Source organism: Pseudopedobacter beijingensis (assembly GCF_042678145.1).
In the GTDB taxonomy this organism is placed as follows: Bacteria; Bacteroidota; Bacteroidia; order Sphingobacteriales; family Sphingobacteriaceae; genus Pseudopedobacter; species Pseudopedobacter beijingensis.
Genome location: NZ_JBHUDG010000001.1, coordinates 158,615 through 175,031 on the forward strand (window position 1 = coordinate 158,615; position 16,417 = coordinate 175,031).

General features: G+C 37.8%; 9 protein-coding genes. All 9 read left to right on the forward strand.

What is annotated here, in order from left to right; genetic code table 11:
- The first annotated feature begins 68 nt into the window (after positions 1 to 68).
- Complete coding sequence (locus ACFSAH_RS00540) at positions 69 to 3,515, forward strand: TonB-dependent receptor (protein WP_379660726.1); 3,447 nt, start codon at positions 69 to 71, stop codon at positions 3,513 to 3,515.
- Positions 3,516 to 3,556: 41 nt separating this feature from the next.
- The gene (locus ACFSAH_RS00545; RefSeq protein ID WP_379660727.1) at positions 3,557 to 5,431 is read left to right on the forward strand and encodes a RagB/SusD family nutrient uptake outer membrane protein; all 1,875 of its coding nucleotides are present in this window, start codon (positions 3,557 to 3,559) and stop codon (positions 5,429 to 5,431) included.
- 23 nt (positions 5,432 to 5,454) lie between these two features.
- Entirely contained in the window at positions 5,455 to 6,405 is a 951-nt protein-coding gene (locus ACFSAH_RS00550) for a DUF5017 domain-containing protein (protein ID WP_379660728.1), read from the forward strand.
- A gap of 128 nt (positions 6,406 to 6,533) precedes the next feature.
- On the forward strand, positions 6,534 to 8,909 hold the full coding sequence (locus ACFSAH_RS00555) for a beta propeller repeat protein (RefSeq protein ID WP_379660729.1): 2,376 nt from the start codon (positions 6,534 to 6,536) through the stop codon (positions 8,907 to 8,909).
- 11 nt (positions 8,910 to 8,920) lie between these two features.
- On the forward strand, positions 8,921 to 9,592 hold the full coding sequence (locus tag ACFSAH_RS00560) for a hypothetical protein (protein WP_379660730.1): 672 nt from the start codon (positions 8,921 to 8,923) through the stop codon (positions 9,590 to 9,592).
- Between the two features lie 22 nt (positions 9,593 to 9,614).
- Positions 9,615 to 10,850: a hypothetical protein gene (locus tag ACFSAH_RS00565; protein WP_379660731.1), complete on the forward strand. Its 1,236-nt coding sequence runs from the start codon at positions 9,615 to 9,617 to the stop codon at positions 10,848 to 10,850.
- Positions 10,851 to 10,971: 121 nt separating this feature from the next.
- Positions 10,972 to 12,015 (forward strand): hypothetical protein, encoded by a 1,044-nt coding sequence (locus ACFSAH_RS00570; RefSeq protein WP_379660732.1) that lies wholly within the window; start codon positions 10,972 to 10,974, stop codon positions 12,013 to 12,015.
- Between the two features lie 20 nt (positions 12,016 to 12,035).
- On the forward strand, positions 12,036 to 13,943 hold the full coding sequence (locus ACFSAH_RS00575; RefSeq protein ID WP_379660733.1) for an FAD-dependent oxidoreductase: 1,908 nt from the start codon (positions 12,036 to 12,038) through the stop codon (positions 13,941 to 13,943).
- 78 nt (positions 13,944 to 14,021) lie between these two features.
- Positions 14,022 to 16,415 carry a stalk domain-containing protein gene (locus ACFSAH_RS00580; protein WP_379660734.1) on the forward strand — a complete coding sequence of 798 codons (2,394 nt, stop codon included), beginning with the start codon at positions 14,022 to 14,024 and terminating at the stop codon, positions 16,413 to 16,415.
- Positions 16,416 to 16,417 lie beyond the last annotated feature (2 nt).

Genomic DNA, 16,417 nt, shown 5'->3' on the forward strand with positions numbered 1-16,417 from the left:
AGAGCCAATACAAGGTAATAAATCAATACAGTCAGTTCAATAACTAATTCATTTAAAACCTAATTCAAATGTATAAAAAAATTACTGCATTTGCATGCAGTGCCGTACCTTATACTTCATTAAAATTTCTGTTAAAGATGAAGATAATTGTAGCCTTATTGGTTTTGTGTTTCCAACTGCAGGTAAGGGCAAGTGCACAATCTGTTACCCTTAACTTAGAAAATACAAGTTTGAAGGAAGTCTTCAGACAGTTGCGAAAACAAACCGGATATGGCTTTCTATATAAAGAATCAGATTTAATAGGAACAAAACCTGTGAGTGTCTCACTTACCAATAAGGCATTGAAAGAAGCTCTGGATAAATGTTTCGCTAATCAGCCTTTAACCTATAATATCGAAAAGAATTTTGTCATTATAAAAAGAAAGAGTGTCGAAATTAATGCCTCAGTTAAACAGGTCATAAACGTTACAGGTAAAGTTACCGATGAAAAAAATGAACCTTTGGTAGGCGTAAGTATAAGGGTTAAAAATGCGCAATCCAGCACAATATCTGATGTAAATGGTAATTATAAGATAAATGTTCCCGGAAAGGAATCGGTATTGATTTTTACCTATCTGGGGTTTGCAACACAGGAAAGGAAGCTTGGAGAAAACAAAGTAATTAATGTAAAGCTAATTCAGGAAGCATCAAAACTAGATGAAATTGTAGTGGTAGGTTATGGAGAAGTAAAGCGTGGAGATTTAACCGGAGCAGTAGGGGAGGTGAAGATGGAAGATATGCAAAAAGCTCCTGTTGCTACGATTGAACATGCTTTGGCGGGAAGAATAGCTGGTGTTCAGGTAAGTTCTAATGATGGGCAGCCGGGAGAAAGTTTAAATATTGTTATTCGTGGGGGAAATTCTTTGACGCAAAGCAGTTCTCCCTTATATGTAATCGATGGGTTTCCAGTAGAAGAGGCTATTAGTGCCATATTAAATCCCAAAGACATAGAATCGATTACGGTTTTAAAAGATGCTTCTGCAACAGCAATTTATGGTTCCCGGGGTGCAAACGGGGTTATCGTAGTTGAAACAAAAAAAGGAAAAATAGGAACTCCGGTATTAACTTATGATGGATCTTTAGGTTTTCAGACTGTAACAAAAAAAATGGACTTGTTAAGTTCTTATGAATTTGTTAAGTACCAGTTAGAAATTAACGAAGCCATAGCTACATCATCTTATCTTACGGCTCCCGGAAGATCATTAGACGATTATAAATCGATAGATCCTATAGACTGGCAAGGTAAAATGTTCGAGACAGCTCCTTTACATATCCATAATCTTTCATTAAATGGTGGTACCGCTCAAACAAAGTATTCCGTGTCGGGATCTGTATTTGATCAAACCGGAGTAATTGTAAATTCTGGATATAGTCGTTATCAGGGAAGATTGCTGTTAGATCAAAAGATCAATAATCAATTGAAACTTTTTGCTAATGTGAATGCAAGTAAAGAGATGAGTTTTGGACAGCCGGTATCCTCATCCCGATCAACAAGTGGACAGGCCTATTCAACATATCTGATGTACCAGGTTTGGGGATATAGTCCTATAGAAAGAGAAGGAATAAATCTGGAAGAAGATCCAATAGATGATATGGCAACAGATTCACGTTTCAATCCTTATCTGTCTGCAAAAAACGAACTCAACAAAAGAACAACAAGCACCCTTTTTGCTAATGCCAGATTAAACTATACGTTTGCTAAACATTTTGATCTTGCCATTAGAGGAGGAGTTAATAATAGGACCATATTACAAGAATCATTTTATAATGAGCTTACCTCAAGGGGCTATCCCTTTCCGGATAATACCAGAGGAATTAATGGTTCACTATATAATACCTATTTAAATACATGGGTGAACGAGAATTTGTTAACCTATAGAAATCAGATAAACAAAGACAATAATATTAATGTAATTGCAGGAGCCACCTTTCAGTCTAATGAGATGAAACGGAATGGTTACGCTGCGCAACGTGTGCCAAACCCAGAACTGGCAGTAAGTGGATTAGACCAGGGCGAATTGTCTTCACTGGCATCCTCTATTTCGAGGAATACCTTGGTTTCCTTTCTATCCAGAGTAAATTATAATTATAAGTCTAAGTATTTGTTTACGGCATCTTTCAGAGCTGATGCTTCTTCGAAATTTGCTAAAGGAAATAAATGGGGTTATTTCCCGTCTGCAGCCATTGCCTGGAGCATGGGGAAAGAAAATTTTATAAAACAGCTGAATTATGTTTCTGATGCTAAACTCAGAATAAGTTATGGACATACGGGAAATAATCGCGTAAGTGATTTTCCTTATTTGTCTTCTCTGACAATGCCCTACAGCTACTACTATTCTTACAATAATCAAATTCCTTCAAATGGAATTTATCCGAGCACTTATGGTAATGAAGATTTGAAATGGGAAACAACAGAACAAATAGATATAGGTTATGATCTTTCCTTATTTAAAGAAAGAATAAACTTAACTGTAGATCTGTATCGTAAGAACACCCGTGATCTCTTGCTGAATGCTGTAGTTCCCTACAGTACCGGATATGCTAACATATTTAAAAATATCGGAAAAGTAAGAAACGAAGGTATAGAGATAGCGTTAAGCACTGTTAATTATAAAAACCGGAATTTTGAATGGTCTACTGATTTTAACATTGCGTTTAACCGCAATAAAATACTGGCGCTGGCAGAAGGACAGGAAAAATTGATATCTACAGTTTCTTTCCCTGCAACTTATACGCAGGCCCAGCTCTATCTGGCAAAAGTGGGACAACCGGCAGCAACGTTTTTCGGATATCAATGGTTAGGAAATTATCAGATCGAGGATTTTGATATACAGCCGGACGGGAGTTATAAACTGAAAACCAATGTGCCTACTAACGGTGGTACCAATATACAGCCGGGTGATATAAAATATAAGGATTTTAACGGTGATGGAATCGTAAATGATAAAGACCGTGTTTATATAGGCAGAGCTATCCCTATTCATGTGGGCGGCTTTAATAACAACTTTGCTTATAAGAACTTTTCTTTAAATGTATTTTTTCAATGGTCTTATGGAAACGATGTTTTTAATGCCAACAGAGATATGTTTGAAGGGAATCTGTACAGCAGAAGCAACCTGAATCAGTATGCAACTTATGCAAACAGGTGGACACCGGAGAATCCGAACAATGAATACTTCAGATCGGGAGGGCAGGGACCAACAGGAATGTTTTCTTCGAGAGTGATAGAAGACGGTTCTTATTTGCGTCTGAAAACAGTAGCGTTCTCCTACAGACTGTCAGATAATATATGTAAGAGGCTGAAAGTTAAAAGTATAGATGTTTATACTTCTGCTCAGAATCTTTATACATGGACAAATTATTCAGGTATGGACCCTGAAGTATCGGTGCAGAATTCGATTCTGACGCCGGGTTTTGATTATTCAGCCTATCCGAGAGAGAAAGCCATCACTGTCGGACTAAAAGTATCATTATAAAGACTAAGAGTAATAAGGTATTTACTAAAAAGATATTTAATATGAAAATAAGATATTTTATAACTTCTTTGTTTCTGGCTATAGGGATGTTATTAAGTTCTTGTGAGAAATTTTTAGACACTACTCCAGAAGATTTTCTGACTCCCAAGAATTATTACGAAACAGAAACACAGTTACAATATGCCCTCAATGGCGTTTATGCCACTTTAAAAAGTTCAAGTCTATACGGTAATTACATGTTGGGGAGAATGGGGTTAGAAGCAGATGAAGGATTCAGCTCTTTTCCTAATGAACTGGCCACGGTTGGTGGTTATAATGTATCAACCAACGACATTAAAGTAGAGGCTTTCTGGAAAGAACTTTATATAGGTATTAATAAGGCGAACTTGTTATTAGAGAATATTGGTAAGCCAACCATGGACGATACTAAAAGAAAGATCATAGAAGGTCAGGCACTATTTCTAAGAGCATATTTCTACTTTATGCTGGTCAGGAATTTTGGGGATGTTCCATTAGTTTTAAAAACTCCGGTTTCGGCATCAATAGAAAGTATCCATTTACCGAGAACTCCCGCAAAAGAAGTATATGAGCAAATATTGCTGGATATGGAAAAAGCTGCCGATATGGTAGAAGATATTCAAACCATAGGACATGGCGGTAAGATTAGCAAATCTGCAGTTTGGGGAATCATGGCCAGGGTATGTTTGCATATGGCAGGCAGTCCGGTTAATGAAACTTCAAAATATGCCGATGCAAAAAAATGGGCAGAAAAAGTAATCAGCCTGGGGGTGCATCAGCTGAATATATCTTATGAAGATGTATTTATCAATTATATACAGGATAAGTATGATTATAAAGAAAGCATTTGGGAGGTAGAATTCTGGGGTAATAATAGCTCAGGCGCATATACCAGTGGTGGTATGGTTGGAAGAGGTAACGGTATAAGATATGGCTCGGGTTTAGACCCTGCGATAGGTTATGCCGTTGGGTACACGCATCCAAGTATTTATTTGTACAATCTATACGATTCATCAGACAAACTCTACTCTTATGATCAGCGAAGAGACTGGGCAATAGCACCATTTAAATACAATAATGTTAATCCGGCAACAAAAACCTATCATACAACTACAGAAATTAGCCAGAGGAACGTAGGCAAATTCAGAAGAGAGTATGAAATTTTAACACCTAAAGTTGATGGTTATACACCAATTAATTTCCCTCTGTTAAGATATTCTGATGTATTGTTAATGTATGCGGAGGCTGATGTAATGGCTAATCCCGGAGTAGAACCCGGTACACTGGCAAAAGAATATATAAATGAGGTGAGAAGAAGAGGATATGGGAAATACCTGAATGGTGTAGGAAATATTTCAGAAAGTGTAAAAGCAATTCAGATTACAAGTGGGGGAACAGGTTATACAGGCACTCCAACTGTGGCCATAACCGGCGGTGGCGGTTCTGGTGCAACAGCTGTCGCAGTGGTTTCTGGTGGAGCAATTACGGCAATTAATATTACAAATCCCGGAATAAAATTTACATCTGCACCTGTAATTACTATAACAGGAGGCGGGGGGACAGGAGCATCAGCTACGGCTGTGCTGACGACACTCACCGATGCTGATGCTCCGGCAAATGACATGATTGATGACAGGGCTTTTATGGATTTGATTCAGAAAGAACGAGCCAGAGAATTATCATTTGAGTTATTAAGAAAAGGGGATTTGGTAAGATGGGGAATTTTTGTAGATCAGATGAGCTACTGTAAAATTCTGACATTGGCTGCTCCAGCCTATTCCGATAGGAACAACGCGTTAACTTATTACACAAATGCCAGTGCAAGAGATGTAGTATGGCCTATACCTGCCAACGATATGGGAGTTAACCCAAAACTTGAACAAAATACAGGATGGTAGAACATTGCTAAATTAAAAAGAAGATGAAAAAGATTTATTTACTTTCTGTGGCATGTTTGATATTCATGTCCTGTCAGAAAGAACAAACTATAGAGTTGCCCGATTTTGAAGTGCAGACAACATCTGCGGAAGTAAAATTAGGCGAAAAGGTTAATTTTAGCTTTTCGGGCAATCCAGATTTTATCAATTTTTATTCAGGGGAGCGAGGAAATGACTACAATTTTAGAGAGGGCCGGATAGAAGAATCAGAGGTGTTCCTATCGTTTGAATCTCAGATAGTTGATAATAGAACGCCTGCAAGTACGCAAGGCAACCAGATTTCGGTACTGATTTCCAATAACTTTAATGGAAACCAAACTATAGCAGATGTTGAACAAGCGGACTGGACTGATATTACCAGTCAGTTCAGGATGGCGCAGCTGTCTGAAAACAATATGAATATACCTTCAGGAAAGGTGAATATTTCTCCATATCTGGAAGAAGGGAAAGCTACTTATATTGCTTTTAAATATACTACCAAACCAAGATCAACTTATGGAGTAGCACCTAACTTTAACAGAATTAGAAGCTTTTTGTTAGAATCGATAAGTAACGGACAAGCGTCTACTTTGGCAACACATGCTACAGCAGGTATCACCTTCCCAAAAGGTTTAATACGGTCAGCCACCTATCAGGCAGGAAGAGGGACTTTAGAATCGACTTATATTAACTTTTATGGAAACGTTTCGCCAAGTCAGGATGATGTTTTAACTACTGCCTGGGTAACTACCAATGCCTTCAATATAGGCAAAAAGGTTGATTTAGGCATAGATAAAGCCGTGTCGATTAAAACGGTGGCAGACGTCATGGTAAAGACCTATTCACATATTTATAAAAATCCAGGGAAATATCGGGTGGTGTTTGTTGCAAAGAATGCCAATGTATATGACGAGAAAACTGTTCTTAAACAAATTGATATTACAGTATTGCCTTAAGTAGAAAATAAATAAACCATACAACTATGGGGGATATCTTGTTTATGATAGCAATATCCCCGATGTACGTGTTCTCACAACGTAAAAAACACGGCAACGGGGGGATTATTTTGCCTTTAAAAAAGCAAATGGTCAGAAAAAAAATGCTGATATGGTACTTGTTGCTATTCTGCTTGCCAGTAAAAGCGCAGTATAATTTTCCCGGGAAAGTTGTATCATCTGCGTCTGAAGGAGAGAGCCTTGGCTCAGCGTCTATAACCATTTTGCCGGATGATACTTATCTGGTTAGTCATAGTTGGTCGGGAAATGTAGCTAAAACAACGCTATTGCAATCGACAGATAAAGGAGAGACCTGGGAGGAAAGGACGAATCTTACCGGGATAAAAGGAGGCACACTTTTCCTTCATCAAAATATGCTTTATATGATGGGAGTGTCTGCCAATGATGGAAATATAATCATCATGCGATCAGCAGATTCTGGCTACAGCTGGACCATTCCTTCAAATGCTGCTAACGGATTGCTGTTTACCGGAGAATATAATACAAATGCTGTTCCCTTCGCTATATATAACGGCAGAATATGGAGAAGTTATGATGCTGTAAATATGGGGATTACCATCATTTCAGCATCTGTAACTTCAGACTTGTTAAATGCATCCAGTTGGGAAAAAAGCAACGAAATTTCTTTTAATCAATCCTGGGTAAATGCGTACAATCCTCTCTGGTCTAACGGAAACGTTCTGGTGAATAAGGAAAATAACCTGATTGTCTTAGCTGGCGTCAGTACTATACAGGGGCAGAGTGATAGTCTTGAGTTTCAAGGAGGAGCTTTAGGAATTCCAAGACATGAGCTTTCGGCCATAATTAATGTATCAAATAACAACACGGAACTTAATTTTGATCCCTGTACCAGTTTCATACATTTTCCGGGAGCTCACGCTAAGTCTACTATACGTTATGACCAGGTAACAGGGAAATATTGGAGTATCGTCAACAAGATAACAGAGATATATTCAGAAACAAATTTCGATTATTCTCCCATTCATCAGCGTAATGTACTCATGCTGGTCTCTTCTCATGATCTGATTCACTGGACAGAAAAGGCAGTTATTGTAAGTTGGAACAGAGGAGAGCGGTTAACATCGCAGGACAGATTTGCATTTCAGGATGTCGACTGGCAGTTTGATGGTAATGATATAATAGCAGTGAGCCGTACGGCATGGTATAGCAGTACCAGTTACAAAGATGCTAATTACATTACATTTCATAGGATAAAAGATTATGGTAGTAAGGAAATGTATCCCCTGCCAGAAGATCTGGCAATTTCAGAAATAGATGAGAGTATGTTTTCGGAATCAGCGATGCTACTTGGCTGGTCTATGAATGCACCTGACACACAGGGGAATGAAACAGAACTCGGTGCGAAAATAGTTGATACGAATATTCAACCATCTATATTGATAAGAGGAGATGGGCTAAATCCGGATAATTTTACCAGAAGTTTCTTTTCCAGATTTAAGTATATAGGTAGCTCTGTAAATACAAAAGAGTATGCTTTAAATAACAATTCCTATTTCCAGTTTACAGTAAACGCTAAAGAAAATGTAATTGCAGCACTCGATACCTTGAAATTTAAACTACGTAGCGGAAGTAATGGTCCGTATTTCTATCGGTGGTTTTACAGTGTAAATAATGGTTTTACGTTTAAGGAGTTAGGTACAGCAGATGGTAATATTAATTACGCGGCAGCATTGCCTGGTGGAATTGTACAGCAGCCACTGGTTCTTACGGGAGAAAATAAACTAAAATACGTTCCTTACGGAATTCCGGTTATTTTCAGGCTGTATGTATGGGGAGCAACCAACCAGAATACAAGCACTATTAGTATCGGTCGGTCTGATGCAGGGACAACACCTTCTGTTGTACTTTCACTTATAGGGCGTACACAAGTACAAACTACTTTACCTGTCAATAATGTTATTTCTTTTAAGGGAGAGAAAGCTTTATCGGGGGTGAAATTGATCTGGCAGACATCATCTGCAAAAGCAGATACCAGATTTGAAGTCTTCCATTCTATAGATAATGGAAAATATAATCTGATAACTTCAGTAAGCAACGGTATAAGCTCAACCTATCATTATACAGATCAAAATGCAGTTTCAGGTATTAACTATTACAAATTAAGTCAGATAGATATTAGTGGCAGAGCCATAGAGTATGGCCCGGTGATTATACCGTTCAATATTCGTGATGAATTTTTAATGAGTGCATATTCATCTGCAACAAATGAAGGAATATCCCTGGCTATTTATTCACCATTCGTAGAAATCGGCAGGCTTACAATTTCAGATATAACAGGCCGAATACTTTTTAATCAGGCTTTAAAAACCGAGAAGGGATATGCTCAGCTTCAGCTGACGGGGAACTTTAGCAAAGGAAAGCTATATGTAGTATCCTTCAGATCAAACAAGATTTTTAATTCAATAAAATTTATTAACCAATAACGCGAATAAAAATGAGAAAGAGAAATGAATTAAGTTTATTATTAGCAATTGTATTGACATTTGCCGTAAATGTAAGCAACGCCCAAATTTTAGGATGGAACTTTTCAAATCCCGACACAAAAGGGAATGAAGAATCTGTTTCGGCAAAAATTAAAGATCCTAATCTTAAAAGTGCTGAACTTATTAGAGGCGGAGCTCTCATTAATCCTAATTCTTTTACCAGAAGTTTCGTGTCTAAGCTTTCGTTGGTAGGCACTTCAGATAATACCAAAGAAAAAGCATTTTCTAAAGGAGCATATTATCAGTTTACCATACAACCTAATAAAGGTTATGCCGTGTCATTATCTGCTTTAAATGCCAAATTAAGACCTGGTGCTGGTGGACCTTATTATTACAGATGGGCGTACAGCTTAGATGGAAAGAAATTTAAAGAGTTGGGAGATAAAGATATGAGTATCAGTTACGACTATGGAAAGCCAAATGGTTTATTGCAACCGACTTTAGCTTTATCTGATGTGCCTGATTTACAAAAAATAGGAGACAAAAAAGGAGTTGTGTTCCGTTTGTACATATGGGGAGGTACGAACCCGAATACAGCTACATTTTCTATAGGACGGTCTGAAGCAGGAGATAGCAAAGATTATGTTTTATCACTTGATGGAGAAGTGAAATCAGTAAAATAATTATAAACCAAAATAGAACAACATGAGAAAAGTTTATTTTTTTAAAAAGAGAGTATTTGCATTTGTACTGTTAATGTTTGCAGGCAATCTGAATGCTCAGGAACTGTTGGGCTGGTATTTTAATGCGGCTGATGGTAATACAGCTACAACCGGGCAGGAATCTTCTATAGCAGCTCGTATTGTGGACCCGAATATAGTGGCATCAACATTAATCAGAGGAGAAGGATTGAACATCAATGCAACTTCATATTCCAGAAGTTTTATGAGTTTGTTCCCTCAAAATGCCGCTACAACCAGAACAGCATCCATTACAGCAAATACTTATGTGCAGTTTACACTTCAACCTAAAACAGGATATAAGGCCTCTTTAACCACATTGACAAGCAAACTTCGGACAGGATCAACATCTATAAGTTTTGGTTACCAATGGGCATACAGTACAGATGGTTTTGTAACTGCTCCAAAATGGTTGGGAGCAAATTTAATAGTGAAAGAAACCATCGAGTCCGGTAATCTGGGAGTGTTTGTCCCAGATGTAGATCTTTCTACTGTGGCTGATTTGCAGAATATTTCGCCAGATAAAATCATAACATTTAGGTTATATATATGGGGAACTCAAACAGCAGACAGAACCTTTACAATAGGGCAATCTGCCAATATCACTACTCCTGATGTTGTATTATCCGTTTCAGGAGCAACAACAACATTACCTGTTACTATGCTTTCATTTACCGGAGACCATACTCTTCAGGGAAACCAGATAAATTGGGAAACTGCATCAGAAAAGAATAGTGATTATTTTGAAATATTCAGATCTGCAGAAAATAATGCTTTTGTTTCTATAGGGACAAAAAAGGCGCAAGGCAATGCCAGTACAAGGTCTGTATATACTTTTACAGACAGAAATGCACCAGAAAGAACAATCTATTACAAGCTGAAACAGGTTGATATTGATGGCAATTCTGTAGAATATGGCCCTATCGCTATAAACTCAGCTATCCAATCGGGAAAAGATATAACAGTATCTTTTAATGAAGCTACCAACGAGTTGCTTATATCTGTAGCTAACGAAAACCAGAAAGATAATGGTGTATTAATGGTTTCCGATATATATGGCAGAAAGCTGCAAAACCAAAGGATAACATCAGATAATGGTCAATATCAGGCTAAGCTAACATGTAATCTGGATGAGGGGAAAATTTACCTTATCGCTTTAAAAACCGGGAAACATCATTCCTTAATAAAGTTTGCGAGATAGTATTAACAATTAATAATTACTTCTGGTGATTAGGAAAGCAGTCTTCTTATGTATAAGCTTTAATAAACAGAAGAGAAAAATGACAAAATGTGATCAATATAAGAGGATGATTTTTTTAAGGATGATCATTGTATTCCTCCTGTTGTTAACGGATGATATGCTTAATGCGCAGGAAGCAAATCGGTATACCAACTTCAGCAAAGAAGAAGTATTTGATTTTATTTCTGAAAATGAAAGCGTAAAAGTTTATTTACTGACTAATAACGAAGGATTAAAGGAATATTATACGGCTAATCTTACTGGAAATGTTTGTTTAGACGGGTTGTGTAAACCAATTAATATCGATCTCTATTGGGATTTGTTGGGAAACTTTAAAGATTACACAACTACTAAAAGAAACACCTTAACAAAATTCGATCACATTGAATTTACACCAGAAGACCATATCAAATTAAAGGAAATACTGGCAGATACCGGATCCCTGTTAAAAGATTATGGCATGGAAGATTTGGTAGACACTACTGTAAAAGTAGTTTCGCTGATAAAGGTTGATGCGGTCACCAGCGCAACCAATAAAACTTTTGAAGGAGCCATTGTCCCGGGAGCAGTTTACACTGTCTATAAGCTATGGCATTTTGTGAATAGCGATATCAGACAGAAAGTTTTAGCGTATTCGCAAAAAAATCTATTTACAGATGCCGAGGTAAAAAGACTATTGCTTTCCGGAAACAGAGATTATCAATACTTTCTGATTGAAAATATACCAGATTCCAAGGTTGAAATATTTAAAGAACAATTGATTCAATTGTTAGATGACAAAGATGATTTTGTTCCATTGTACGCACTGTCTAAACTACCGGATGGTGTATGGACCGATGGAGAGCTGCAAGCAAAAGTATTTAAACAAATGCCAGATTTTAAAAATCCGGTAAGGATTTATATTCTCGAGAAATTATCACATTCAGCTATATCGGTAAAGAATCTGAGGCTATTGATTGGTGCTATACCGTCTTTATCCGGAAAGCAGTTGGATTTGGCATTCGATATATTGAAAACAAACAAAACGGTTTTGAAAAAACAGTTGCAGAAAGAGCTTAAATCGCTTCTTTCTGGTAAGCAGGAGCGCATAGAGGAATATACACAAGATTTATTAAAACAACTATAAAGAAAGTCAAAACGAGTAATATGAAAGATAACAGGCGTAATTTTTTGAAGACGATTGGTCTAGGGTCAGGAGTGTTCTTTATTAATCCGGCAATGGCTTATAACGGAGATATAGAGCAAAAAAAGCTGGTTGACGTTATAGACAACGAAGCAACTTATGTTAAGCGTAAAATAGAGACAGACGTTATTGTTGCAGGTGGAGGAATGTCTGGAGTTTGTGCAGCCATAGCTGCGGCTCGGAACGGAGCAAAAGTGATACTCATACATAACAGGTCCAGATTAGGAGGAAATGCGAGTAGCGAAGTCCGGATGCATATTTCGGGAGCGAGTGTGCTGCGTCAGGTATGGAGAGAAACAGGATTACTGGAAGAGCTAATGTTGGAAGAAGCAGTAGTTAACCAACAAAAATCTTATGAAATTTTTGATTATGTGCTGTATGACAAAGTAGTTACAGAACCAAATATCACTCTTTTGTTTGACGCAAGCGTGTACGATGCAGAAGTAAAGGGACGAAAAATAACAAATGTAAAAGCTTACTGCTCGCAAACAGAAGAGTTGTATGATGTTAATGCTAAATATTTTATTGATTGTACAGGAGATGGGACCCTGGCTGCATTGGCTGGAGCTGAGTTCATGACCGGGAGAGAGGCAAAATCAAAATGGGGCGAGTCATTAGGACATGAAAAACCTGATGATATCACGATGGGAAACAGCTTGTTATTTATGGCTGAGCAACACGATAAACCAATGCCATTTAAAGCGCCATCATGGGCAAGAAAGTATACTTTAAAAGATTTTCAGCACCGAAAAATTGTGTCATACGAATATGGTTACTGGTGGTTAGAATTAGGAGGTGTAGAAGATATTATTAAAGACGGACAAAAAATAAGACACGATTTAATGGCTGTGCTATTTGGAGTTTGGGATTATATTAAAAACTCGGGTAATCATCCCGATTCAGAAAACTGGGCCCTGTCCTGGTTTGGAGCTATTCCGGGGAAACGTGAAAGCAGGAGAATAACGGGAGATTATATCATGACTCAAAAAGATATTCAGACCCCTGAAAAGCTATATGATGGGGTGGCTTATGGCGGTTGGGCATTAGATGACCATTTACCGCTAGGCATGGACGATACTGCTGCAAAGCCATTTAGAGCAGTACCTTTGAAAGGGCCGTATCCTATACCAATGAGGTCTTTATACAGCAAAAGTTTTGATAATCTATTGATGGCGGGAAGAAATATGAGCGGTTCACATATCGCGCTTTCTTCAACCCGGGTAATGGCCACTTGTGCAGCTATGGGACAGGCAGTAGGTACAGCAGCAAGTTATTGTATCCGTAAAAATATTACCTCGTCCATATTGTGCTCAGATCAAAAAAACATGGCCGGTTTACAACAAATATTGCTTCGTCAGGATCAGCCGATTCTGAATGTAATAAACAGCGATGAAAATGATTTAGCCAGAAAAGCAGTTATAAAAGCATCTTCAGAGACTGCGGAAGGAAAAGCATCTAAAGTAACCGATGGAATTAACCGAGATATTAAAGATGGACAAATACACCAGTGGCAGGCCGAAATAAACGGTTCGGCTCCATGGATTGAGTTAGATTGGAAACAAACCGTTTCGCTGAAACAGATAGAATTTACGTTTGATACGGGGTTACATCGTTTCTTGAGAATATCAGGAGAAAAAGTGGTGTTGAAAGATCAGGTTAGAGGGCCACAGCCAGAAACAGTATCCGATTTTTTGATAGAGGTACTTAATAAAGGGAAATCAGTTTATAAGACCCTGGTAAAGGGTAATTATCAGCGAAAATTTGTTCATCACTTACCAGAGAAAATGACTGCGGATAAGGTACGCATCACTGTGCAAAAAACACATGGCGATAAACTAGCGAGAATATTCGAAATCCGCTGTTATTCCTGAGTAAAAGAATAACAATAAAAAGATGCGCTGGGTTCGGGGAATTTTTGAATCCAGTGCGATAATCCAAATAAAACAAAGATGAAATTAAAACATATAATTGCCGTTTTTTTTGTTGCTGTGCAAATGTTACAAATGTCTTATGCGCAGCAGTCCGTTAATTTACAAGATGGCCTGGTGGGGTATTGGGCTATAAATGAAGGAAGTGGTAACTCAGCTAAAGATAGCACTTCGACGAATGCCGATGGAACTTTGGTAGCTGCTTCATGGGCAGAAGGATATTATGGGCAGGCAGTCAATTTTATATCCGCTTCCAATGGTTATATAGATATGGGGAAGAAGCTTTATAGTAAGCTAAATAATGCCAGTCAGATTACATTGTCCTGTTGGATTAAAAATACAGATCATCCTGATTTACGTTACGATATATTCAATACATTTAACGCTTCAGGCTCTGGATTTTGTGTGTATTTAGCACCAAAAGGAGAATTGAGAATCGGTGGACGAAGCACTGCAACAGAAGTATTTAAATCCAATGGCTTTAACTATACTTTTTCGGGAACCTGGGTACATGTTCTGGCAACTGTTGATTATGCAAACAAAGAGTTTATTCTATATCTGAATGCTACTAAGATACCAGTCAAGGTAGGTGCTTTACCAAATTTTAGCAGCAATAAATATCAGGTGTCAAGCCAGAATGTAAACGATTTTATAGGAGGCTTTAAAGGGCGGAATTATACTTTTAATGGGGGAATTGATGACGTAAGGTTATATAACAGAAAACTAAATGAGGATGAAATTTATGCGTTAGCCCGTCCTGATCTGAATCCGAATTTAGTAAGCGCCCAGGATAAAGAACGTGAAAAAGTTAACGGACTGAGTGCGTTAATGCAAAATAATGTCGCTTTATATGCCGATAAAAATCACGCTATAGTTGGAAATAAAAGATATTTTATCGACGGAAATAACGCTGCTATAATGCCATTTATTGAGTGTGGATATTTATACATCCCCGTATCATTTGTAGCGAAAAAATTTAATGCAAATGTCAATTGGGATAAAGAAAATGGCTTAATGACAATTATTGATGGGACCAGAACGGTAGAAATTAAAAACGGGACTGATTTTATCAAAGTAAATAATCAGAAAGTACAGATAAAAGGCGCTGTACTTGTTAAAAATGAGACTTTATTTGTCCCTTCAGAGACGGTTGCAACAGCACTCAATAAACAGATATACCAAGGTTTGTTGGGGAAACTAGCAGTTTACGGAAATAACATCAACGCTTTTAAAGACGAGGCTTCAAAAGAGATAGTAGCCGTTATGCCCGGATATTTTTTACCAGAAAAATATTCGGCCCCGAAAAGAGATGTGAGAGATACCCGACAGGAATTGCTATATCTGGATCCTGCACAAAAGAAATATGTGGCAAATCCGAGTATAGAGAAATTGCCTGATGGTACGTTTATAGCAAGCTGTACAAATAGCGGTACCGGTTTGGTCACTTATATATTTCGCTCGACAGATGGTGCCAAATCATGGAGCTTAGTGACAACACTTTCAGATATCATGTGGGCAACACTCTTTCACCATAATGGCGCTCTTTATCTGATAGGAACAAAGAATAGCTTGGGGGATATTGTTATACGCAAGAGCATGGATAAAGGGACAACGTGGACAACTGCTACCAACAGTCAGACAGGAGTTTTGTTTAAGGGAGGGACTAACCCATACGATAATCCTCCTAATCACCATACAGCACCTACACCTGTATTAAAAGCAAACGGGAGAATTTACAGAGCCTTTGAGGATAATGATCCTCACGAGTTCCCAAAGATGAAAGCGTTTCTAATTTCCGCCCCGGAAAATAGTGATCTGCTGGACGCGTCAAACTGGACGGCTACTGATAAAACTTCCTACGATTATCAAAATTGGAAAGAGCCGTATAACTTTTTGGCTCCAGGTTGGTTAGAAGGCAATGCCGTTCAGGCTCCTGATGGAAAAGTGTGGAATTTCATAAGGTTTAATTCAAGACCATATGCAGATAAAGCAGCAGTATTACGTCTTTCTTCAGATGGTCAGCAATTACTATTTAATTATCCGCAGGATATCATAGATTTTCCCGGAGGAACTACAAAATTCTCTATTAAATATGATACCAAGACACATAAATATTACTCTCTTGTAAACAATAGCGTAGATACCACTTTTGCAGGACATAGATGTGTGCTTTCTCTCGTAGTATCAGATGATTTGATTAACTGGAAGATAGTTGAAACGGTTCTTTATGATGATAACCTGCATATCTGGGAAGACTCTATGTTATTGGTTGGATATCAATATGTAGACTTTGTATTCGATGGAGATAACATTGTGTTTGCGGTAAGGGAGTCGTGGGGTGGAGCTGCTAACTATCATGATGCAAACAGATTTACTACCTATATACTGAAAGATTATGCGAAATATGTTGAATAAGA